The organism is Pseudoalteromonas sp. Angola-4 (genome assembly GCF_028599265.1).
GTDB lineage: Bacteria > Pseudomonadota > Gammaproteobacteria > Enterobacterales > Alteromonadaceae > Pseudoalteromonas > Pseudoalteromonas atlantica.
Genome location: NZ_JAQREK010000011.1, coordinates 63,216 through 86,390, shown reverse-complemented (window position 1 = coordinate 86,390; position 23,175 = coordinate 63,216). Strand labels below are relative to the sequence as shown.

20 protein-coding genes and 1 tRNA gene are annotated in these 23,175 nt (G+C 41.3%); 12 read left to right on the top strand and 9 right to left on the bottom strand.

What is annotated here, in order from left to right; genetic code table 11:
- The first annotated feature begins 13 nt into the window (after positions 1-13).
- Positions 14-1,216, top strand: a complete 1,203-nt coding sequence (locus PSH48_RS13540) for an MFS transporter (protein WP_223230507.1) — start codon at positions 14-16, stop codon at positions 1,214-1,216.
- On the opposite strand, the gene PSH48_RS13535 is transcribed toward PSH48_RS13540, so the two are convergent.
- The 6 genes from PSH48_RS13535 to PSH48_RS13510 form a co-directional block, all read right to left on the bottom strand.
- Positions 1,213-1,437 (bottom strand): hypothetical protein, encoded by a 225-nt coding sequence (locus PSH48_RS13535; protein WP_004588490.1) that lies wholly within the window; start codon positions 1,435-1,437, stop codon positions 1,213-1,215. The two genes, PSH48_RS13540 and PSH48_RS13535, sit on opposite strands and share 4 nt — an antisense overlap.
- Before the next feature lie 273 nt (positions 1,438-1,710).
- A complete protein-coding gene (locus PSH48_RS13530; RefSeq protein WP_029771736.1) occupies positions 1,711-2,157 on the bottom strand; it encodes a RidA family protein in 447 nt (148 codons plus the stop codon).
- Between the two features lie 15 nt (positions 2,158-2,172).
- Positions 2,173-2,583: a GFA family protein gene (locus tag PSH48_RS13525; protein WP_029771733.1), complete on the bottom strand. Its 411-nt coding sequence runs from the start codon at positions 2,581-2,583 to the stop codon at positions 2,173-2,175.
- Between the two features lie 30 nt (positions 2,584-2,613).
- Positions 2,614-3,225 carry a TetR/AcrR family transcriptional regulator gene (locus PSH48_RS13520; RefSeq protein WP_029771731.1) on the bottom strand — a complete coding sequence of 204 codons (612 nt, stop codon included), beginning with the start codon at positions 3,223-3,225 and terminating at the stop codon, positions 2,614-2,616.
- A gap of 102 nt (positions 3,226-3,327) precedes the next feature.
- Complete coding sequence (locus tag PSH48_RS13515; protein WP_054983526.1) at positions 3,328-4,617, bottom strand: M20 family metallopeptidase; 1,290 nt, start codon at positions 4,615-4,617, stop codon at positions 3,328-3,330.
- Positions 4,618-4,636: 19 nt separating this feature from the next.
- Positions 4,637-6,070: an amidohydrolase family protein gene (locus PSH48_RS13510; RefSeq protein ID WP_055254757.1), complete on the bottom strand. Its 1,434-nt coding sequence runs from the start codon at positions 6,068-6,070 to the stop codon at positions 4,637-4,639.
- A gap of 135 nt (positions 6,071-6,205) precedes the next feature.
- Between PSH48_RS13510 and PSH48_RS13505 the strand changes: the two genes are divergently transcribed.
- The 7 genes from PSH48_RS13505 to PSH48_RS13475 all read left to right on the top strand — a co-directional run bounded on the left by PSH48_RS13505 (position 6,206) and on the right by PSH48_RS13475 (position 14,067).
- On the top strand, positions 6,206-8,275 hold the full coding sequence (locus PSH48_RS13505) for a bifunctional 2',3'-cyclic-nucleotide 2'-phosphodiesterase/3'-nucleotidase (protein WP_273611743.1): 2,070 nt from the start codon (positions 6,206-6,208) through the stop codon (positions 8,273-8,275).
- A gap of 162 nt (positions 8,276-8,437) precedes the next feature.
- A complete protein-coding gene (locus PSH48_RS13500) occupies positions 8,438-9,352 on the top strand; it encodes a LysR family transcriptional regulator (RefSeq protein ID WP_273611742.1) in 915 nt (304 codons plus the stop codon).
- Between the two features lie 108 nt (positions 9,353-9,460).
- Entirely contained in the window at positions 9,461-11,416 is a 1,956-nt protein-coding gene (locus PSH48_RS13495; protein WP_273611741.1) for a TonB-dependent receptor domain-containing protein, read from the top strand.
- A 322-nt stretch (positions 11,417-11,738) separates the two neighbouring features.
- Positions 11,739-12,206 carry a DUF4405 domain-containing protein gene (locus tag PSH48_RS13490; RefSeq protein ID WP_273611740.1) on the top strand — a complete coding sequence of 156 codons (468 nt, stop codon included), beginning with the start codon at positions 11,739-11,741 and terminating at the stop codon, positions 12,204-12,206.
- Entirely contained in the window at positions 12,206-12,499 is a 294-nt protein-coding gene (locus PSH48_RS13485) for a hypothetical protein (RefSeq protein ID WP_273587942.1), read from the top strand. The genes PSH48_RS13490 and PSH48_RS13485 overlap by 1 nt, the downstream gene beginning before the upstream one ends.
- Positions 12,500-12,577: 78 nt before the next feature.
- Positions 12,578-13,297 carry a GDSL-type esterase/lipase family protein gene (locus PSH48_RS13480; protein ID WP_273611739.1) on the top strand — a complete coding sequence of 240 codons (720 nt, stop codon included), beginning with the start codon at positions 12,578-12,580 and terminating at the stop codon, positions 13,295-13,297.
- Positions 13,294-14,067: a polysaccharide deacetylase family protein gene (locus PSH48_RS13475; RefSeq protein ID WP_273611738.1), complete on the top strand. Its 774-nt coding sequence runs from the start codon at positions 13,294-13,296 to the stop codon at positions 14,065-14,067. Before PSH48_RS13480 ends, PSH48_RS13475 begins: the two co-directional genes overlap by 4 nt.
- Before the next feature lie 255 nt (positions 14,068-14,322).
- Here the strand turns inward: PSH48_RS13475 and PSH48_RS13470 are convergent.
- Positions 14,323-14,407 (bottom strand) — tRNA-Leu (locus tag PSH48_RS13470).
- Between the two features lie 306 nt (positions 14,408-14,713).
- Here PSH48_RS13470 and PSH48_RS13465 point away from each other — a divergent pair.
- Entirely contained in the window at positions 14,714-15,214 is a 501-nt protein-coding gene (locus tag PSH48_RS13465) for an RDD family protein (protein ID WP_029771767.1), read from the top strand.
- Positions 15,215-15,514: 300 nt separating this feature from the next.
- On the opposite strand, the gene lptG is transcribed toward PSH48_RS13465, so the two are convergent.
- Together lptG and lptF are read right to left on the bottom strand one after the other, a co-directional pair.
- Positions 15,515-16,582 carry an LPS export ABC transporter permease LptG gene (lptG, locus tag PSH48_RS13460; protein ID WP_031289389.1) on the bottom strand — a complete coding sequence of 356 codons (1,068 nt, stop codon included), beginning with the start codon at positions 16,580-16,582 and terminating at the stop codon, positions 15,515-15,517.
- A complete protein-coding gene (gene lptF / locus PSH48_RS13455; protein ID WP_024031637.1) occupies positions 16,579-17,691 on the bottom strand; it encodes an LPS export ABC transporter permease LptF in 1,113 nt (370 codons plus the stop codon). Before lptF ends, lptG begins: the two co-directional genes overlap by 4 nt.
- A 308-nt stretch (positions 17,692-17,999) precedes the next feature.
- On the opposite strand from lptF, the gene pepA reads away from it, so the two are divergent.
- The 3 genes from pepA to PSH48_RS13440 all read left to right on the top strand — a co-directional run bounded on the left by pepA (position 18,000) and on the right by PSH48_RS13440 (position 23,133).
- Complete coding sequence (gene pepA / locus PSH48_RS13450; RefSeq protein ID WP_273611737.1) at positions 18,000-19,511, top strand: leucyl aminopeptidase; 1,512 nt, start codon at positions 18,000-18,002, stop codon at positions 19,509-19,511.
- A 267-nt stretch (positions 19,512-19,778) separates the two neighbouring features.
- Positions 19,779-20,225: a DNA polymerase III subunit chi gene (locus PSH48_RS13445; RefSeq protein ID WP_024031635.1), complete on the top strand. Its 447-nt coding sequence runs from the start codon at positions 19,779-19,781 to the stop codon at positions 20,223-20,225.
- A gap of 55 nt (positions 20,226-20,280) precedes the next feature.
- A complete protein-coding gene (locus PSH48_RS13440; protein ID WP_273611736.1) occupies positions 20,281-23,133 on the top strand; it encodes a valine--tRNA ligase in 2,853 nt (950 codons plus the stop codon).
- Positions 23,134-23,175 lie beyond the last annotated feature (42 nt).

Here is a 23,175-nt window from a genome sequence, read left to right as displayed (position 1 = left end):
TTATTTTGTAATAATGACTCACACACCTCACAGTAATGCTGGTATGTCGCGCTTTTCAAGCGTATTGCTTGTAATAGGTATTTTACTTATTGCTGCCAATTTACGTGCGCCTTTTACAGGGGTTGCCCCTGTGCTTGAACAAATAATTGCGCATTTTAATTTAACCGCTTCGCAAGCAGGCTTTATTACCACCTTACCGCTAATTGCCTTTGCCATTATATCGCCTATGGCTGCAAGCCTGGCTAAACGCCAAGGGCTTGAGCGCACATTGTTTTTTGCTGTATTTTTAATATTACTGGGTATTGCCGCACGGGTGGTTAATTCATCCATTATGCTATTTGTAGGCACAGCCATAATAGGCGCAGGTATTGCCATAGCTAACGTATTGTTACCAAGTATAATAAAACGCGACTTTGCGGCAAAAGTGGCGGTAATGACCTCTGCTTATGTACTCACTATGGGCATTGCCTCGGGTGGCTTTTCAGCATTAGTTTATCCACTTAGCCAATATGAAGAGTTAGGTTGGCAGTTTGCATTAGGGGCAAGTGCACTCATTACAATTACCACTTTAATTGTGTGGATGGCGCAATTAAATAAACACACAAAACCGGCACAAACAGCACAGGCCTCAACACTTAATAAAAGCGTGTGGCGCTACCTACTTGCTTGGCAAATTACCTTGTTACTGGGGCTAAATTCATTTTTAAATTACATCATTATTACTTGGCTGCCTAGCATACTCACCGAAGCGGGCCAAAGCGCAACACAAGCAGGCGCGTATCATGGTGCTTTTCAAATTGCGACCGCCATACCTGGGCTTGTGCTTATACCTTTGCTAGGAAAATTAAAAGATCAAAGTGCGCTTAGCTTTATACTTGCATCACTGAGTGCGTGCTGTGCGCTAGGGCTACTTTATATGCCAAGCTTTGCATTAGTGTGGACGCTACTACTTGGCTTTAGCTCGGGGGCGTGTTTTATTTTAGGGCTGTCGTTTATTAGCTTACGTACCGATAACTCCACGCAAGCGGCTTCGCTTTCGGGTATGTCACAAAGTATTGGCTATTTGTTAGCGGCTATTGGCCCTATGGTAGCTGGGGCGCTACATACAAGTACCGGCAGCTGGAGTGCGCCGCTTTGGTTATGTGCAGGTGCAGGTGTGTTATGTGCTACATGTGGATGGTTTAGCGGCAAAAACACCACGCTTAATAATAGTTAACTTACTAGCTGCTGTAGCCATGAAAACAAGCCCGTTGCTGGCTTTTTTGCGGGGCGATGCTTTTGCTCAAAGCGCTTATTAGCAGCTTGTCGTTGTTCGCGGCGCAGCTGTGCTAAATTAGCTTTTGCAGCAAAGCGCAAACGCTGCTCTTGGGTTAGTTCGTCATTAAAGTTAATGGCTGACTTTTTAACTGCTCGGCTACTTTTCGGTGAACTACACATATTTTTCTCCAAATGACTGTCTTATAAATAGACAGTCATTTGGTTAAAAAAATTTCACACAAATTTAAAGCGCAACGTTATCTTTATAAAATTACGCAACCTAAAATTACTTACACCAATCGTGTTAAGTTATTAGGCATTTATAGCGACAGATAAATAGCGTGATAACAAAGCATGAATATCGACATGCAGTTGTTCTACATAAGAAATTTACAACGCTGTTAGCGCTCTATTTAGCACGTTAGAATGATTAAATATTTAAGTCGATTGGTGTTATACAGCACCAATACACTCTACTTCTACTAACGAATCAAGGGCTAACGCGTTTACTGCAAATGCACTACGTGCAGGATACGGCGCACTAAAGTATTGCGTATAAATAGCGTTAAACGCTTTAAAATCGCTAATATTGGTAAGCATAACAGTGCACTTTACAATATTGCTCATGCTGTAGTTATGCTGCTCTAAAGTGCGCTTAATGTTTTCAAGGGTTTGCTTAGCTTCACCTTCAAAACCACCCGCTGCTAACTTACCGGTTGCAGGGTTAATCCCTATTTGCCCCGACATATAAAGCGTATTACCGGCTTTTACTATTTGCGAAAATGGTAAGTTAGGATTAGCTTTGCCTGTATTTAAAAAGTCGACATTACTGGGTTTTGCCTGCGCAAAACTCGTCAGTAGTACACTTGCTAATAAGGCTGTTTTTGTCAGTGTTTTCATTAATAGCCTACCTGTTTATTTAGGCGTAGTTTCAAAAGCCGGCACTTGGTGTAAATCGTTTAGCCATGTAAGCGTTGATTGCGACCAAATTTGCGCAGCTGGGGTAAACTCATCACGCTGATCAACTGCCCCTATGCGCAGGCCGTACACTCTATCGGCTTTTGCTTCGTTGGTTGCGTAAAGTGTAGTGCCGCACGTACCACAAAAACCTTGTGCGCGTTTATTACCGCTTTGTGCTGTTTTAACATACTCTTTTGGCTCGCCTTTAGTAAATACCACCGAGTTTGGCTCAGCCATAATTACCGCTCTAAATGGCCCACTCGACATGCGTTGGCAATCGCTACAATGACATACAAGTACGTTATTATTTTGCGACTGAGCTTGGTATTTAATTTCACCACAATAGCAGCTTCCAGTAATTTTCATTTTACTCTCCTTGAGCATGTTTAAAGGTGTTTAACCTAAATAAGCTAAAATAATTTTAGGTAGTTCTTGCGCGTATTGCTGCGCCGATAAATCACAGGCTATCGCAGGGGTTAAATCGTGATACAGCACTTTATCAAGCAATGAGCTGACAATTAAAAATACTGCCGTACCTGCCGCCGCCTCGCTCACTTTGGTATCTGTTTGGCTAATTAATTGCGCTAAACGCTGATAAATTACTCGTCTGTTTATGTGTTTATCACTGCCTAATAACTCGCTGTGCAAACGCGAATTTAAATGTAGCGTTCTAAATACCCCCTGCTGTGATGATAAAAACACATAGGTTTTATGGCATAAAGTGTTAACTACATCGTCTAAGTTTTTATAGTGCTGCGCCTCAAGCTCTGTTACCCAGTTATCTAATGCAATACCAAAGTCTTGATACAACATGGGCAGCAGCGACTCTTTATTTTTAAAGCGACGGTAAAACGTACCTACCGACACCTCGGCGTAATCGGCCAGCTCTTTTATACTTATGTGCTCAAAAAACTTACTTTTTAAACTGTGATGCAGCGCTTTTAATAGTTTTTCTTGGGTTTGTTGACTGCGTTGTTGCTTAGGTGCCAAAAAGGGTTGATCAGACATAAATTTAAACGTGTTAGGTTAAAGTGCACACATAGTGCAGCTTGTTAATATAAACAACAATACCCAGCTAGCAATTACTTTACTCGCTGGGTAACTACGGCATTATTTTTGGCTATTTAAATAATCTACCGCTAATTGGCTAAGCGCTTTGGTACCCACTTTAAACGATGACTCATCGGCATAAAAATAAGGTGAGTGGTTACTTGCTACCGTTTTCAAGTCTTGATCGTCAGGCGTACCACCTAAAAATACAAATACACTAGGTATTTCTAGGGCATAAAACGAAAAGTCTTCTGCGCCGGTTATTTTACCCATTTCTTGCACGTTTTGTTTACCGGCTGCTTTTTCAAGGCTAGGTAACATTTGCGCAGTAAGTTCAGGGTTATTAACCGTTACTGGGTAACCTTCGTGAATATGCACATCGGCCGTTGCCCCCGATGATTTAGCAATATGTGTAGCGGTTGTTTTAATATTTTCAAAGATTTGCGCGCGATTATCCATATCAAAATTACGAATAGTGCCAACCATTTCAACTTCTTCAGGAATTATATTATTACGCACACCACCGGCAATTTTACCAAACGACACAATAGCAGGCTCTTTGGTTATATTTACTTGGCGGCTAACAATATGGTTAACGCCCGTTACAATTTGCGCAGCGGCAGCAATAGGGTCAACGCCTGTCCACGGTGCAGAGCCATGCGCTTGGCGACCATGTACAGTTATTTCAAAGCGATCGGCACTGGCCATAAACGGCCCACTTCGATAGCCAATTTTCCCCGTATGTAGGCTCGATGTAATATGCAGGCCAAATGCTACGTCAGGTTTATATTTTTTAAATATACCTTCTTTAAGCATTAGCTCTGCACCGCCCTCTTCGCCTAAAGGTGCGCCCTCTTCAGCAGGCTGAAACACAAACATGATGTTGCCATGCAATTCATCTTTCATATTTGCTAATACTTCGGCTGCGCCCATTAGCATAGCTACGTGCGTGTCGTGGCCACAAGCGTGCATTATGCCTACATCAACGCCACGGAAATTTGTGGTTTTGGTTGATTTAAATGGCACATCTGTTTTTTCTGTTACCGGTAGCGCATCCATATCGGCGCGTAGCATTACTGTAGGGCCAGGCTTTGCGCCTTTTAAAATACCAACAACACCTGTGTAAGCAATATCGGTTTGTACTTGCATACCTAACGACTTTAAATGTTTAGCCACAATGCCTGCGGTACGCGTTTCGCGATTACCAAGCTCAGGATTTTGGTGAAAGTCGCGTCGCCATTCAATTACCTGCTGCTCTACATTTTTAACGTGTTGATCAAGGTTTGCCTGCGCGTTAAACGCACCAAGTGCAGCAAAACCTAATGCCACCGAAAGTAGTGATTTTTTCATCCTGATTTCCTTTATTATTTTAATGAAGCCCAACAACCGATTTAGTGTTATCGAAAAGTGCTGTTGAGTTATAGCCTACACCATTTTTAAATACAGTTTCCATATTACGGATAGCCGACGCATCTTTAGCAAAGTCGCCATTAACAATAACCAAGTCGGCATGTTTACCTACTTCAATACTACCTATTGTATTTTGCTTATTTAAATACTGCGCTGCATTTAACGTAGCTATTTTTATTGCTTGTGGCTGCATAAACCCAGCCTCTACGAGTAATTCAATTGCACGCTGGTTGGAAAAGCCAGCAATAACGCCGCCATAACCTGTTGGGTCAGTGCCCACCATTAATTTACCACCAGCGGCTACAAACATTTTTTCTAGCTGCATCATTTTTTTAAATACTAAAGGCCAACTAGATTCGCTCTGCTTTGCTATTTTTTCAAAGCGCGACTCGTATTGATCACGTACTTGCGGTATTAATGCATCAAGTGCTTTTGGGTAGGCTTTAGGGCGACCTTTAGTAAAGGTTTCAAATACAGTAAGTGTAGAGGTAAGTACTACATTTTTAGCCACTAAGTAATTTATTAGACTCGTTACTTCTGGCGAGTTTATATCTAACTCAACAAACGATTGCTGTACGTCTTTATTACTTGGGCATACATCTTTTTGTTTGTTTTTAACAAAGTCGGTGGCGGCAAAAAAGCCATGTTCTAGGTTATCAATACCTAAAGCGGCTGCTTCGCGGTATGTAACTGAACATAAATGAGCCGTTACTTTGTTATTTTGCTCGTGCGCTTTTTTAATAACAACATCAAGCTCATTTTGATTAATATGCATATACGCTTTATATGAGGTAACCCCCTCTAAGCCCCAGTAGTCCATCATTTTTTTAGCATCGTCTGCATCGCGTAGCGACTTTATTTTTAAAATAGGTAAACCGGGGCCATTTAAATACGGCGCCGTTACATCTATATCTGGGCCTAAACTTTTACCTGCGTTTATATCATCTCTTAATTTTAAATCAGCATATGGTGCAGTGGTGCCTGCAGTACGAATTGTGGTTGCACCGCCTGCTAAATATAGGCGAGGAAAGCTGTAAAGCATTTCGGTGTAATGAGCCTTGCCAGTTGGATAAAACATGTGCTCATGCATCATCACCAATCCCGGAATTAATGTTTTTCCACTACCGTCAATAATATTCACACCTTTAGCGACGCCTACTTCTGCTGTGGCGCCTATATTCACAATTTTATTTTTATTTATTACAACCGTTTGATTAGTTTGTGCCGGTTTGCCGGTGCCATCGATTAACGTGATATTTTTAATTGCATAACGCCCCGCTTGATAACGTACAAATTGCTCATCAACTGCATAACTTGTAAAGCTAGTTAAAGCGCAAGCAATTAATAATAAAGATTTTTTAATTTTTTTAAATGCGTACATAGATATACTCATAGTGTGTGCTCATCTGGGTAGAAGACATTACTATAAATGCACCACCTAAAAATGTAAATCTGGATTCACATTTTAATTCATCATACTTTAATAAATCTTTTTTACTGTACTCTTTTTAAATTACACGGAATGACCATGAAAAATCGAATCGCTAAAAAGCACGTTTTAAAATCAACATTGGCACTGACTATTGCACTCGCATTGAGTGGCTGCGACATTGATGATGACGATAATAACGACCCTGTCGTTGTGGAAACACCAGAGCCTGCACCGGTTACTTTGCGCGTGATGGAAACAACCGACATACACATGTATTTATCTAACTACGATTACTTTGCACAAGCCCCATCAGAAACCTTAGGGTTTGTTAATACCGCTACCCTTATAAAAGAAGCCCGCAATGAAGTGCAAAACAGTGTACTTGTTGATAATGGTGATTTAATTCAAAACAGCCCGCTTGGCGATTACGAAGCGATTGTACGTAAAGACGATATTTTAAATGGCGCAACCCATGTAGCCTTTAAAGCAATGAACTTGCTTGATTACGATGTTGCTAACTTAGGAAACCATGAATTTAATTTTGGCTTAGAGTTTTTAGATGCCACATTAAGTGGTGCCGACTTCCCGTATATTAATGCCAATGTATACGTTGATGATGGTGATGATGACGACAGCAACGATGAAAACCGTTACACACCGTACTACCTTCAAGATAAAACCGTATTTGATATAAACGGCAACGAACAAACAATTAAAATTGGTTACTTAGGCCTTACCCCACCGCAAATTATGCAATGGGATAGCGCGCACTTACAAGGTAAGGTAATTGCAAAAGATATTGTTGCTACTGCTGAAAAGTTCATTCCACAAATGAAAGCACAAGGCGCCGATATTATTATTGCCATTCCGCACTCTGGGTTAACAGCCAGCGCCCAAGAAGACCTCGCTGAAAATACAGCCCTTTACCTGTCTAAAGTAGATGACGTAGACGCCATATTGTTTGGTCATAACCACCGTTTGTTTCCGGGTGATTCGTCGTACAATGGCTATGAATCGGCGGGTATTGATAACGTAAACGGTAAACTTAATGGCGTACCGGCTGTTATGCCTGGCTTTTTTGGCAATAACTTAGGGGTTATTGATTTAATTGTTGAGCCAAACGATGAAGGCGGCTGGGAAGTAACCAGCTCAAAAGTAGAAACCCGCGCCATTAGTGGTACAGATGAAAACGGCGACTTTATTGATTTAGCTGCTGTAGATACCGATGTAGCTGCCGCAATTGAACTTGAACACCAAGCAACGATTGATTGGGTGAGCGAACCATTTGCTGAAATTTCAAACCCTATTTATAGCTTTTTTGCTTTGGTGCAAGACGACCCGTCAATTCAAATAGTATCAGATGCACAAATAGCGTGGGGTAAAGCGTTTATTCAAGGCACTGAGCTTGATGGCTTACCCGTGCTTTCGGCAGCAGCCCCTTTTAGAGCTGGGCGCAATGGTATTGAAGATTACACCAATGTAAAAGCAGGCGATATTACCTTACTAGATACCGTTAGTTTATATGTGTTTCCAAACACTATTCGTATGGTAAAAGTAACAGGTAGCGATGTTAAAGAGTGGCTTGAACGCTCTGCGGGTCAGTTTAATCAAATTGATGTAAACAGCAGCGCTGAGCAAAACCTACTCGATACCACTTTTCCCACTTTTAACTTTGACATTATTGACGGCGTTACCTTTGAAATTGACGTCACTCAGCCAAAACGATACGACAACGATGGCGTATTAATAAGTGAAAACAATTCGCGCATTACTAACTTGCAATACCAAGGTGAAGCGATAGATTTAGAGGCAGAGTTTTTAATTGTAACTAATAACTATCGTGCATCGGGTGGCGGTAACTTCCCGGCGATTGACGGTACTAGCCGTGAAACATTTGAAGGCCCAGATGAAAACCGCGGTGTGCTGCGTAGTTATATTATTAGCGAAGCCGCTAAAAGTAGCACAGGCAGTATTGACCCTTCGGCCGATAATAACTGGCGCTTTAGCACCGTGACCACCAGCACAGAGCTAAATGTTGTGTTTAGAACATCACCGCTTGATGAAGTAGCTACTATTGCACAAACACTCCCTGCAGTTGCGCCTACCTCACCACTTAAAACAGATGAAAATGGTTTTGCGCTATACACCATAGATTTAAAAAACTAATCGCACATAACCTACAAAAACCAGCTTAATTGCTGGTTTTTGTTTTTTAACAGCGGTGTATTTTGATGTGCTGGCTTATTTTTATTAAAAACACATTTACGCCAAGCTTAATTTAAGTGCTAGGATAATGGCTTGAAATACTGATAACTTGCAAACCTAACTATGAATTTAAATCAGCTCGATCTAAACCTTCTTATTATTTTAAAGCAGCTTTTAAACGAAAAACATATTAGCAATACCGCCTTAACTTTAGGCATGAGCCAACCTTCTATAAGCCGCTCGCTAAGTAAATTGCGCTCCTTGTTTGACGATCAATTATTAATAAGAATGGCTGGAGGGTATGAGCTAACACCAAAAGCGCAATCAATTCAGCAAGACCTAAATTCTATTTTAAATATGGTAGAAACACTGGTTAATAAGCAAACCTTCGACCCTAAAACCAGCACAGCCACCATAAAACTGTTTGGCCTACCGCCGCAAATGCATTTATTTATAAAAACAATAATTAAAGATGTTCGCGAGCAAGCGCCTAACATCACCCTTGAAATAGACACCCTGCCTAAGCCGCAGTTTTCTGATTTGCTTAAAGGCGATACGCACTTTGTGATTACTGGCCACAAGCCCGCTAATTCAGAGGGTAAGTTATATCAACAGCCGTTGTTTGAGCGCGAGTTTAAATTAGTAATGGCTCGCTCCCACAGACTGGCTAAACAAGAATTAAGCGTTGATTTATTGCGTGACTGTAATTTTGGGCAAATATCAATTCAGGGTGAAAAAGCATTAACTATTGCACAAAACTTTGCCGCGCTAGGCATTGATAATATAGCGACGCCAATACGCTTAAAAAACTTTTACAGTATTGGCAGCATTGCTGAAAACACTGATTTAATATTTTATGTGCCCAATCATTTTGCTGAAGATGTGTGCCAACAGCATGACGTAGTTGCCAGAACCCCGCCCCCAGAACTTAGCTCAGAGTATGCACAAGTGGCTTTATACTGGCATCAACGCCACCATAATGACCCTGTATGTCAGTGGTTTAGAGAGCTTGTAAAAAATAAAGTATTTGAAGTTTAAATAACTGTTATTCATGTAGGGTATGTATTTTAAATTGCCATTTAAGGCGGTGAGCGATTTAATACGAATCATTCTTAATAATATTAAAATTAGATAAACATACTCACCATGAAAAACACGCTCCCATTTAATAAGCATGCGCTTAACGTTGTTATTGGTACTTTGTGTACTGGTATGTCATTCATAAGCTTAGCGGAACAAGCTCCCGATACCTCTGAAACCATTGAAGTATGGGGCACAACAATTACTAATGACTCGCTATTACAAGACGATATTGAAAGAAAACAAGCCAACCATTTAAGTGATTTACTCCGTGACCAAGCTGGTATTGACGTAGGTGGCTCGCACTCTATTGTACAAGGTATTAATATTCGTGGTGTTGACGATTTAGACCTCAACATTACTGTTGATGGTATTAGCCAAAACAATAATATGTTCCACCACTCAGGAAACTTACTTATTAATGCTGACATTTTAAAAGCAGTAGATATAAAAGTAGGGACTAACTCGGTGCTAACTGGCGGCCTTTCTGGTGGTGTAGCCTTTGAAACCAAAGATGCTAAAGACTTACTAGAGCCAGGTGAAGATTTTGGCGCACGCTTATACACAAACTTAGGTACCAATGATTACGCAGGTGGCTCTGCTGCGGTATATGGTCAGCTAACCGACAACATAGACGCCCTTGCCTACTACACCTACACCGACAGAAATAACTTTGAAAACGGCAATGGTAAAGAAGTTACAGGTAACGAAGGCCGCACGGTAGATGGCATATTCAAGCTCGGCTGGGATGTAAACGAGAGTAACCGTTTAGTGTTCTCATACGACAGATATAACGATGAAGGCGATTACTACGTAAAAACCAACTTTGGTGCAGGCTTTGCTGAAGATTCAGACGCGCAAACAGAAGATATTGACTACACACGTACCAGCACTTCACTTGCCTACGAACTAAATAAAGGCGATGCCATTACCCTACGCGCTAGCGTTTATCGCAACGAACTAAGCTATATTGCACTAGGAACTGAGGGTAACTCTGAGCATACGGGCTACACTGCCCTTGCAACATCTAAAATTGCACTTGCTGGATTTAACCATACATTACGCTATGGCGGCGAAGGGTATGAGCAAGTATCAAAACGTATAGAAAATCAAGTACAAACCAATAAAGACACTGCCGACTCGCACGCTATTTATATTGAAGACGAAATCGCTGTAACCGATCAGTTATTTGTAACCCCTGGCGTGCGTTACAACTACTTTAAAGTAGATATGTACTCAGCCGGTACTAACGATTCGTTAGATAAATCGTGGAACGAGTTAACGTTTGGTTTAGCGGCTAAATACCTAATTAACGATAACTGGAGTGTTAACGCAAGCTCTACAGAGCTTTTTCAAGGCCCTGGCCTGCGTGAAAGCTACGTTGATTACAGCACTAACTTTGATAAAGACCTAAAAGCAGAAACCGGTGTTAATAACGCCATTGGTTTTGCCTTTAAAGATCAAAATATTATGGGCTTAGACTCATTTGGTTTTTCATTAAACCTGTTTAAAACCCGTATTGAAGATTACATAGACAACTGGGCAATTGGTAAAGGTCGCCCTATTGGTACCTATGAAAACTCGGGTGATTACGATATAGATGGTTTTGAATCAACGCTTTCACTGCGTAAAGCGCTATTTAGTGCGCGTTTAAGTTACTCTAAGTCAGACTCTGAACAACTAGAGACAGGCGAGCAACTGCGTTATGAAGTAGGTGATAGCATTTCACTAAACCTTGGCTACGAAGTACCAAAATACGACTTAAAATTTAACTGGACCAGCCTAGTTAACAGAACTGATGACTCAGTATCAAGCGGTGCTGATATTCATAAAGTGGGTTATCAGGTTCATAACATCAGCATGCAGTGGCTACCAAGCCAGCTTGAAGCACTAAGCATGACCTTAGGTGTTGAGAATATTTTTGATAAAACGTATTACTCTCACGCTTCATACTCAAGCGACACAGTGCAAGATTACGAAGCGGGTCGTAATGTTAAATTAAGCGCGTCTTACGTTTTTTAATTTAATAACTTGCTCATGATTTAAGGCTCAATATTTTATTGAGCCTTTTGCTGTTTAAGGGGGGTGTACCTTAAATAGCGTCAACCATACCAATCCGCAATAATACTTAATCATTTTTAGGGGCTAAACGTGTCGCTATCTGCGTTAAAAAACTCTCATTTACGACTGCATGGATGCAGAAGATAGAGCAATGCAGGAGCAATTGCCGAGAACAACTAAATAGCGAATTTTTTGCCTTGCTATCAACACGTTTTTCCATCCTCAAAATAGTTCACTTAATTATGCGGATTGGTATTATAAATAAATTATTTCAGGGTCAATAATGTCTGATTGGAAACAAAACTTACAAAAGTTCCGTTATGTAATGGACACCTTACTGCTTATTAGCTTTATGCTAGTAAGTGCACCTCAAGCTACTGGCATCCCTTTACACGAATGGTTTAGCCTATTTTTTATTATTCCTTTTGTTGTACATTTATTGCTACATTGGGATTGGGTAACACGCAGTTTTGGCCGTTTATTTGCCAATATAACAGCACGTGAGCGCTTTAATATAGTGTGGGATTACCTACTTTATTTAATGATGTTATTAGTGTTTGTAAGCGGCTTTTTAGTGTCGGTGGCTCTACTACCCGCACTTAATATTAGTTTAAACATTCAAGACTTTTGGTCGAAAATACATCACGATTCAGCCACCTTTATTATGCCCATGCTAGGTGTGCATTTAGCGCTTAATTTTTCTTGGATAGTAAAATTGACTAAACGCATGTTTGCCAAGGAGGCTAAATAATGAAGCACCTAAAACAACAGTGGAAAACCCGCACCAGCATTGTGTTAGTTGTATCTATTTTAGTGAGCCTTTTACTGGTTAGTTTAGAGCTTACCAACTGGGCCGCACAAATAAATCAGCAGGGATACTCCCACGGTGCAGCTGAGGGTGAAAAGCCGAAAATAGCCCCTATTTTGATGTACATTTTACCCTTTGTAAAAGAGCTTATTTTAATAGGCGTACCGATGTTACTTACTTTAGGGATTGCTAAACTATTAGGCTTAATAAAAAGGATGGTTAAAAACAAAGTCTGAATACGAATGCAACACGTATCAAAAACCGGCGTTTATAGATACATTGCTAAGTTAGTATGTCTATAAGCGCAGGTTTTTATGAGTTATAAACCAAGTAATTACACACTCCAACACATCACTTTTCTACTTGGCACATTAATTATAGGTGCTGTATTAATAAGCTTTAAAGTTAATGCCGAAAAGGCAATTCCTTTTCAATCGCAATGGCTAAAAAACCACTATGCTGAGCGTACAGCCCATTTTAAGCTACAACCTTTACGCAAAGGCGATATTGTATTTATTGGCGATAGCATTACAGAGCAAGGGCTAAATTGGAGCATACGGTTTAACGACCTACGCGTAAGAAACCGCGGTATTAGTGGCGATATGACCTACGGTGTTTTAGCGCGTTTAAACGAATTAAAAGCAGCCCCGCCTATAGCTATATTTTTAAAAATTGGCGTTAACGATATTTTTAATTACCATTATATAAAGCAAGTTAAAGACTTAGCGTCGGTGAGCAACAATATCGAAAAAATAGTGACTCAGCTCAATGACTCACTCCCAAATACACAAATTTATGTACAAAGTATTTTGCCCGATCATCGCGATTTTATTACGCAAATGGCGCAAACAGTTAACCAACAAATTAAAGCAATTGAGCACGCAAACTTTACCTATATAGACTTGCATCCCGCATTTTTAGGCCCTCAAGGCATGCTTAATGAAACGCTCACTACCGATGGCACCCATTTGAATCAGGCAGGCTACGCCCTTTGGGCTAAACAGCTTGCACCAATAATGAAAACCTTAAAATGAAGAGTTTATTAATTGCTATATTAATGGCGGCAAGCTTTACGTGTGAAGCCAGTAAAGCACCTTTAAAAAGCTACCCTACCGGCGCGACTAAAGCTGTTATTTTTAGCTACGACGATGGCGTTATACAAGACAGAAAGCTTGTGGAACTATTTAATAAGTACCAGGTTGTTGGTACGTTTAACTTAAACTCAGGTTTATTTGCTAAAAAGCTACCGTGGATGAAAGCCTTTACCGGTAAAGAAGGCGAATATATAAAGCAAAGTGAAGTAAAAACACTTTATAAAGGCCATGAAATAGCAAGCCACAGTTACTCACATCCGGGCTTTGCGGGCTTAGATACAGCAGAATTAAAATTACAATTAGCCCGCGATAAGCACATTTTATCGCCCTTAAAAGGCAGCTCCTTACACTCTTTTGCATACCCTTTAGGGTCTTACGATAAAACCGCTATGAAATTAGTAAAGCAAGCGGGCTTTACTAATGCCCGAACAGTAAACGACGCCCTTAATTTTGAGCTCCCTACCAACTACATGGCATGGAACTCAACCGTTCACCACTCAAAAGCAATGCCATTAATAGAGCAATATATTGCGCTTAAAAGCAATAAGCTCACTGTAATGATGATTTGGGGTCATTCGTGGGAATATGACAAAAACACTAAAAATAATAACTGGGATTACGCCGAAAAGCTCGTTCAAACAATCTCAAATAAAGATGATATTTGGTATGTATCGGCTGGAGAGTTCATCGCGTTTTTAGAAGCTAAATAAGCGTGCGCAGTGCTAAGTAAAGCTCATATAAGCCCATTTAAATGTAGTAAGCGTAATTAGCTCATCCTTGATGCAGTATCCATCGTTAATCCATTAACTCACTTCGAGTAACTGCGGAACTTCGTTTCGGTTCACTCTTACCTAGCGGGCGAACTACCACTGATATTAGCGCCACTCTGAGTGGCCTCGAGCGCGCCCCGACACAAATTTTAGGCATAAAAAAACCCTAACCAATTTGGTTAGGGTCATAAAAAGTGGTACCAGCGGCCGGGCTCGAACCGGCACGCCTTTCGGCAGGGGATTTTGAATCCCCCATGTATACCAATTTCATCACGCTGGCGTCATTTTTCTTTAACCTTCTAAACACGAGAAGATAAAGAAAAACCACTTTAGAGCTCAGGATTATTTATGTGCCTTCGTCTCTATGCCAAGCATTATACAAACAATAGGGGTGGCAGCAAGCGTTTTATGACATTAGCCTGATCAACCGCTTAACATTTAGACAGCCTGTGCAAAATGTCGTTTACTGGTTGAAGTATTAAATACAGCTAATAGTAACGCCAAGGTATATCACTGAACTATAGCGCTTAGTATTTGTGAGCTTTTTTGCTAAACTAGCGCGCATATTAACAGTGAGAGTGTATTTATGTCGGGTGAGTTTCCACGAGCTGGTTTTTGGCGTCGTTTTGCGTCGTTAGTTTATGATACGTTAGCTATTATTGCGTTTGCTATGTTAACGGTTGTGCTCTATTTGTTTGCCGTACAAGGGCTTATTTCACTTGATGTTATTAGTTTAAATGGTGCTGAAGATGTATCGGCACTTATTCAAGAGTCACTGCTGCTGTCGAGTATTCGAAGTGCCTTACTTGTTATTGTTACTTTAGTATTTTTTGGCTATTTTTGGACTAAAAGCGGGCAAACTATTGGCATGCGCGCATGGCGTTTAAAAGTACAAACTAGTGAAGGAAGCTTAATTAGTTGGCCGCAGTCTATTGTTCGCAGCCTAAGTGCCCTGCTTGGTTTAGGTAATCTTGTGGTATTAATTGATTTTAAAAACAAAAAAGCGCTGCAAGACTATGTCTCAAAAACTGAGGTAATTACTCTTACAAAAGAAGAAAACAAACGTATTTACCGTGAGCTAGATTAATACCTATTTATACCAATGCGCAATAATACTTAATCATTTTGCGGGGCTAAACGTGCCGCTACCTGCGTTAAAAAATGCTCATTTACGACTACATGGATGCAGAAGGTAGAGCAATGCAGGAGCAATTGCCGAGAACAACTAAATAGCGATTTTTTTGCCTAGCTATCAACACGTTTTTCCAGCCACAAAATTGATCACTTAATTAAGCTGACTGCTAATAGTTTTTGAATAACGCGTTATAAAAACAAAAAAGGTGACCATAGGTCACCTTTTTTAGTATTAAATAAGCGCTTATAACGGCTATACCCGCTTATTCATCATGTACGTAGCAAAGCCTATAAATAGTATACTTGGCAGTACCGCGCCTATAATAGCGGGTATTTGATAAACCATTACCACAGGGCCAAATATTTCATTTATTAAGTGAAATACAATTCCCGTTACTACACCCATAATGATACGCGCACCCATAGTAACGGTACGTAACGGGCCAAATATAAACGACAGTGCAACCAGTAGCATTACGGCAACAGACACAGGCTGCATTAGCTTACGCCACAAGGCCAGCTCATAGGTGCTGGTATCTTGCTCATTTTGCTGTAAATACCCTAAGTACGACCAAAGCCCTGTAAAGGAAAGCGACTCAGGCTTTACCGATACAACACCAAGCTTTTCGCCCGTTAATTGCGAAGGGTAAAACTCTTCATCAATGTGTTCACTGCTTATTTGCTCATCACTAATATGAACCTTGTTTACATCGCGTAATAACCAACCTTCATCACGACCAATGGCCACTTTAGCTTTGGTTATTTGAGTTAAATCGAGTGACTTATCAAATTGATACATGTGCACACCGTTTAAACGGCCGTTTTGATCTACATCTTCAATATTAATAAAATTGTTGCCATCTTTAGCCCATACGCCTTTTTGTGCATTGAATACATCGCCGCCATAAATTGCCTGATTACGCATTTCTTTGGCGTGTTGTTGCGCCTCTGGTGCGCCCCACTCACCAAGAGCCATCATACACACAGCCATAAACACGGCGGTTTTCATTACCGAGCCTATAATTTGCAAGCGCGACATACCCGCAGCTTGCATTACCACCAGCTCACTGTTTGAAGCCAGTGCACCTAAGCCTGTTAAGCCACCAATAAGCGCGGCCATCGGGAAGAATATAACTAAATCGCCCGGCATACTGTAAAAAGTGTAAAGCGTTGCGGTCATTAAATCGTAACTGCCACGACCAACCGACTTTAGCTGATCAATAAACTTAATTAATGTACTAATCCCTACTAGCACCAACAAAGCAAATCCGGTGGTTTGTAAAATGCTGCGGCCTAAGTACCAATCGAGTGTTTTCATCATGCGCTTAACTCCCGTTTTGTTACAACGGCTTTAAGCCAGGCGCCCAAAGGGCGACCTTTTATAATTAATAAACTACCTATAAATAAAGCGCTTAAGTGAATCCACCACAAACCAATTGAAGGCGGTATTTTGCCATCTTCTACGGCAAATTTTGCAGCATTGAGTAAGATAAAATAACCTAAGTACAAGCTAATGGCTGGCACTAATTTAGCAAATTTACCTTGGCGCGGATTAACCACACTTAGCGGTACTGCTATTAACGTTAGTAACGGAATAGAAAGCGGTATTGCAATACGCCACTGCCACTGGGCTATAGATTCAGAGGTATTGAGTGGCAATAGTTGATTAGTAGGTATTGCTTCTAATTTACGGCGCTGATGCTCTATTTCTTGCTCGCGTATTTGTACGCTGTAGCCATCAAACTGCGTTAAATTAAGGGCCGGTGTTTTGCCATCGGTTTCGTAGCGTTTGCCATCAGTTAGCACTAATTGTTGCTCACCGTTTATTGCCTCTACCACCACACCTTGTTCGGCATACACTAAACGTGCAAGGTCATCTTTTTCGGTATCGGGCAGCTGCGCTACAAATACTTTGTTAAGCTCTTTACCGCCGTTTTCAATGTTATGAATAAACACCACAGCTTTTTCATTACCGGTTTGTTGAAACCGCCCAGCCCTTAACGCAGATAAACCCGCATCGGCTTTGGCTTGCTCTTTTAATTGGTACTCTTGCTCACTCGCCCACGGCGCAAGGTACATGGTGAGAGAGGCTGCTAATATAGCCAAACCCACACTCGAAATTAAAGTAACGCGTACCACATACCATTCACTCACCCCACAGGCTTTAAGAACGGTCATTTCGCTGTCGGCGTAAATGCGGCTGTAGGCTAAAATAATGCCCAAAAATATACTCAATGGCAGGATCAGCGAAGCTAATTGCGGCAGTTTAAGCGCAATCATCGATAATACTAACTTGGCAGGAATGCTCCCTTCAGAGGCATCTCCTAAAATAACCACAAACTTTTGTGACACAAAAATGGTCATTAAAGTTAAAAATACGGCGACCTGCGATTTTAAAACCTCAGCGGTCAAATAACGAAAAATAAGCAATGCTCGCCCCTGTTAAACATAGAATTTCACTACAATAGTGATAATTTGATAATAAAGTAGCTATTTTACCCAGTTTTATCTGGTAAATAAGTCGTTATTATAAGCTAACAAAATTAATTATCCTACCTAAGTGCACGATATATTGTTGCATTAGTAGCCCTTAAACATATAAAGTTCAATTACACAGTAAGAGTCAGAAAAAATCAGCTAAAATTAAGATTATCTCTACATAAGTTACGTAGCGAAGACTAGATTTTATTTTTTTAGCCCCAATTAATAACGTATATGACTCACAACCAGGAGTAACAATGGAATTTAACGTAAAAAGTGGTAGCCCAGAAAAACAACGCAGCGCGTGTATTGTCGTTGGCGTTTACGAACCACGTAGGTTATCCCCCATTGGTGAACAACTCGATAAAATCAGCGATGGTTATATCTCAAATTTACTACGCCGTGGCGACCTAGAAGGTAAGCCGGGGCAAGTGTTATTATTGCATCATGTACCTAACGTTTTAAGCGAGCGCGTATTGCTTGTTGGCTGTGGTAAAGAGCGCGAGCTTGATGATAAGCAATATAAGCAAATAATTTCTAAAACAATTAATACCTTAAACGAAACCGGCTCAATGGAAGCGGTGTGCTTTTTAACAGAGCAACACGTTAAAGGTCGTGATACCTATTGGAAGGTTCGCCAAGCGGTAGAAACAACACAAGATTGCCTATACACATTTAACCAGCTAAAAAGCAAAAAAGTAGACCCTCGTCGTCCACTTCGTAAAATTGTGTTTAACGTACCAACGCGTCGCGAGCTGACCATTGGTGAAAGCGCTATTGAGCATGGTTTAGCCATTGCCGCAGGTAGTAAGCTATGTAAAGACGTAGCCAACATGCCACCTAATATTTGTAACCCTGCTTATTTAGGCGAACAAGCGCAAGAGCTGGCTAGCAATTTTGACAACATCACCGTTGATATTATTGGCGAAGAAAAAATGGCCGATCTAGGTATGAACTCGTACTTAGCAGTTGGTCGCGGCAGTGATAACGAATCGGTTATGTCGGTTATTAACTACAAAGGTGCAAGCGATGAGCAAGCGCCTATTGTGCTAGTAGGTAAAGGCTTAACGTTTGACTCAGGCGGTATTTCAATTAAGCCAGGCGAAGCCATGGATGAAATGAAATACGACATGGGCGGCGCAGCCGGTGTAATTGGCGCTATGCGCGCACTGGCACAAATGCAGCTACCTATTAACGTAATTGGTGTTTTAGCCGGCTGTGAAAACATGCCAAGCTCTAACGCGTATCGCCCTGGTGATATTTTAACAACAATGTCGGGGCAAACCGTTGAAGTGCTTAATACTGATGCCGAAGGCCGATTAGTATTATGCGATGCGTTAACTTACGTTGAGCGTTTTGACCCAGATACAGTAATTGACGTAGCAACACTAACAGGCGCATGTATTGTTGCCCTTGGTGCACACGCAACAGGTTTACTGTCAAACCACAACCCACTTGCGCATGATTTATTAAAAGCGTCTGAGCAAAGTGGCGACCGTGCATGGCAGTTACCACTGTGGGATGACTATCAAGATCAACTCGATAGCCCATTTGCCGACTTTACAAACTTAGGTGGGCGCTCTGCTGGTACTATTACCGCAGCGTGTTTCTTATCTAAGTTTACTAAAAAGTATAACTGGGCTCACTTAGACGTAGCCGGTACCGCGTGGCGCAGTGGCGCTAAAAAAGGCGCAACGGGTCGCCCTGTTCCTATGCTTACTCAGTATTTATTAAACCGAGCGGGTGTAAGCGAAGCTACGCACGACTAATAACCTAATTAACCTGAGCCTTATTTAGAAAAGCCACTCAGCAGATATTTTTAGCGCTAACAACGTTAAATTTATTTGCCATAGGCAAAATATTTTAACCAGAGCTTAGGTTATTTAACTTGTATTAAGGCGCCATTTGGCGCCTTTTTTATTGCTGTAATTATCTGGGTATTAATTGAAGCAAACCCCGTTATATGGCAAAATCTGCCTCTTAATTTATGTGTATCAACTATGTGCACATTCAATGTCATGGGAAACCCCGATACAATGAACATGAATGCTCAATTTTTCGTTCTAAAGCAACAAGATGAATCTAAAGCGCAGGCTGATGATCATTTTGCTTTAGCAGCTCAAATTGCCGCAGAGCAGTATCGATTAGGGCATCGTGTATTTATTTTTGTAGATAACGAACACACCGCCTATGCCATTGACGAAACCATTTGGGCATTTGATCCCGACAGTTTTGTGCCGCATAACCTGCAAGGCGAAGGCCCTAAAGCCGGCGCACCAGTAGAAATAGGCACCACGCCTCCTGTTGGCAAACGTAACGTTTTAATTAACCTAGCTAATAACCTGCCTGATTTTATTAGGCGTTTTAGCCAAGTTTTTGATTTTGTACCAGTAGAGTCTGTAGCTAAACAAGCCGCTCGTGAGCGCTTTAAAAAGCTGCGCCAACTTGGTGCCAATATCAGCACGCAAGAGATTAATAGCTAGCCGTTTAGGATAAAGCTAACCAACTAATTTAAGTACTTATTTAAGGTTCTGTGTAATGGATAAAACCTACAATCCGCAAGATATTGAACAGTCGCTATACCAAGACTGGGAACAAAAAGGCTACTTTAAGCCATCTGGCCAAGGCGTACCGTATTCGATCATGATCCCGCCGCCAAATGTCACCGGTAGCTTGCACATGGGCCACGCCTTCCAAGATACAATAATGGATACCCTTACGCGTTTTAAGCGTATGCAAGGTAACAACACATTATGGCAAGTAGGTACTGACCACGCGGGTATTGCAACGCAAATGTTGGTTGAGCGTAAACTACACGCTGAAGAAGGTAAAACACGTCACGATTTAGGCCGCGAAGATTTTATTAATAAAATTTGGGAATGGAAAAACGAATCTGGCGGTACTATCACTAAACAGCTTCGTCGTCTTGGCGCATCGGTTGATTGGGACCGTGAACGCTTTACGATGGACGATGGCTTATCTGAAGCGGTTAAAGAAGTCTTTGTACGTCTTCACAAAGAAAACCTTATTTACCGCGGTAAGCGCCTAGTAAACTGGGATCCAAAATTACACACAGCTATTTCAGACCTTGAAGTTGAAAACAAAGACAAACAAGGCCACATGTGGAATTTGCGCTACCCTCTTGCTGATGGCGTTAAAACACAAGACGGCAAAGATTACATTGTCGTAGCAACAACACGTCCAGAAACCATGCTAGGTGACTCAGGTGTTGCGGTTAATCCAGAAGACGAGCGCTACACAGATTTAATTGGTAAAGAGATTTTACTGCCTATCGTAAATCGTCGTATCACAATTGTTGCAGATGAACACGCTGATAAAGACAAAGGCACGGGTTGTGTAAAAATCACCCCTGCACACGACTTTAACGATAACGAAGTTGGCAAGCGTCATAAAATGCCAATGATCAATATTTTCGATAAAAACGCAGCCATTCTTAGCCAAGGTGAAACATACACCTTTGACGGTAAAGAACTTGAGTTTGATGCGCCAATTCCTGAGCGCTTACACGGCCTAGACCGTTTTGCTGCGCGTAAAGCGATTATCGCAGAATTTGAAGAACTTGGTTTACTCGAAAAAATCGAAGATCATGCGTTAACTGTACCTTACGGCGACCGCTCTGGTGTGATCATTGAGCCACTCCTTACCGACCAATGGTATGTACGTGTTGCGCCACTTGCAGAACCTGCAAAAGATGCCGTTAAAAATGGCGACATTCAGTTTGTGCCTAAACAGTACGAGAACATGTACTTCTCGTGGATGAACGACGTACAAGATTGGTGTATTTCACGCCAGCTTTGGTGGGGTCACCGTATTCCAGCTTGGTACGACAGCGAAGGCAACGTTTACGTTGGCCGCGATGAAGCTGAAGTACGCCGCGATAACAACATTGCCGATGATGTTACGCTAAGCCAAGACGAAGACGTACTTGATACCTGGTTCTCATCTGCGCTTTGGACGTTCTCAACGCAAGGTTGGCCAGAGAACACGGATGATTTAAAAACCTTCCACCCATCTGACGTGTTAGTAACAGGTTTTGATATTATTTTCTTCTGGGTTGCGCGTATGATCATGATGACGCTGCACTTTATAAAAGATGAAAATGGTAAGCCACAAGTGCCGTTTAAAACAGTGTATGTTACTGGCCTAATACGTGATGACAACGGCGATAAAATGTCTAAGTCAAAAGGTAACGTACTTGACCCACTAGATATGATTGACGGCATCGAGCTTGAAGATTTAGTACAAAAGCGTACTGGCAACATGATGCAGCCTAAACTTGCCGCTAAAATTGAAAAAGACACGCGCAAAGTATTTGCAAATGGTATTGAAGCACACGGTACCGATGCGCTTCGCTTTACCCTTGCAGCAATGGCATCAACTGGTCGTGATATCAACTGGGATATGAACCGCCTAGAAGGTTACCGTAACTTCTGTAATAAACTATGGAATGCAAGCCGTTACGTATTAATGAACACAGAAGAGCAAGATTGTGGCTTCAACGATGCACAAAAAGAGTTCTCGTTAGCCGATCGCTGGATATTAGGTCAATTTGAAGCAACGGTTAAAACCTACACTGAGCACCTTGATAACTACCGCTTTGATTTAGCCGCTAATACACTTTACGAATTCACTTGGAACCAGTTCTGTGATTGGTACTTAGAGCTGACTAAGCCGGTATTATTTAAAGGCAATGAAGTACAGCAACGTGGTACACGTAATACACTCATTACGGTATTAGAAAGCCTACTGCGCTTAATGCACCCAATGATGCCATACATTACCGAAACTATTTGGCAGCGCGTTGCACCACTGGCAGGGCTTGAAACTAAAGGCACCAGCATCATGATACAGGGCTTCCCTGTTTATAATGAAGCAAACGTTGATGCCCAAGCTATGGACGACTTAGAGTGGGTTAAACAGTTTATTTTAGCAATTCGTGTTATTCGTGGTGAGATGGACATCAGCCCAAGTAAGCCACTTAACGTGTTGCTAGCTAACGCATCGAGCGATGATGTGCGCCGTATTAACGAGAACGAGTCATTTATTGCCTCGCTTGCTAAACTTGAATCGTTCACCCTGCTTGAAAACAAAGACGATGCACCAGCGTGTGCAACATCCTATGTTGGCAACCTTGAAATTATGATCCCTATGGCGGGCTTAATTGACGTTGAAGCAGAGCTTGCACGTATTAACAAGCAACTCGAAAAAGCAGAAAAAGGCCTAGCCCAAGTGCAAAACAAGCTGGCTAACGAAAAGTTTGTAAATAACGCACCAGAAGCCGTACTTGCAAAAGAGAACGCGAAGCTTGCTGAATTCACTGATGCTAAAACCAAGCTACTTGAGCAAAAAACTAAAATAGAAAGCTTATAATTTTAGTTGCCTGCTAAAGCAATTTAGCAGGCATTAAAAAAG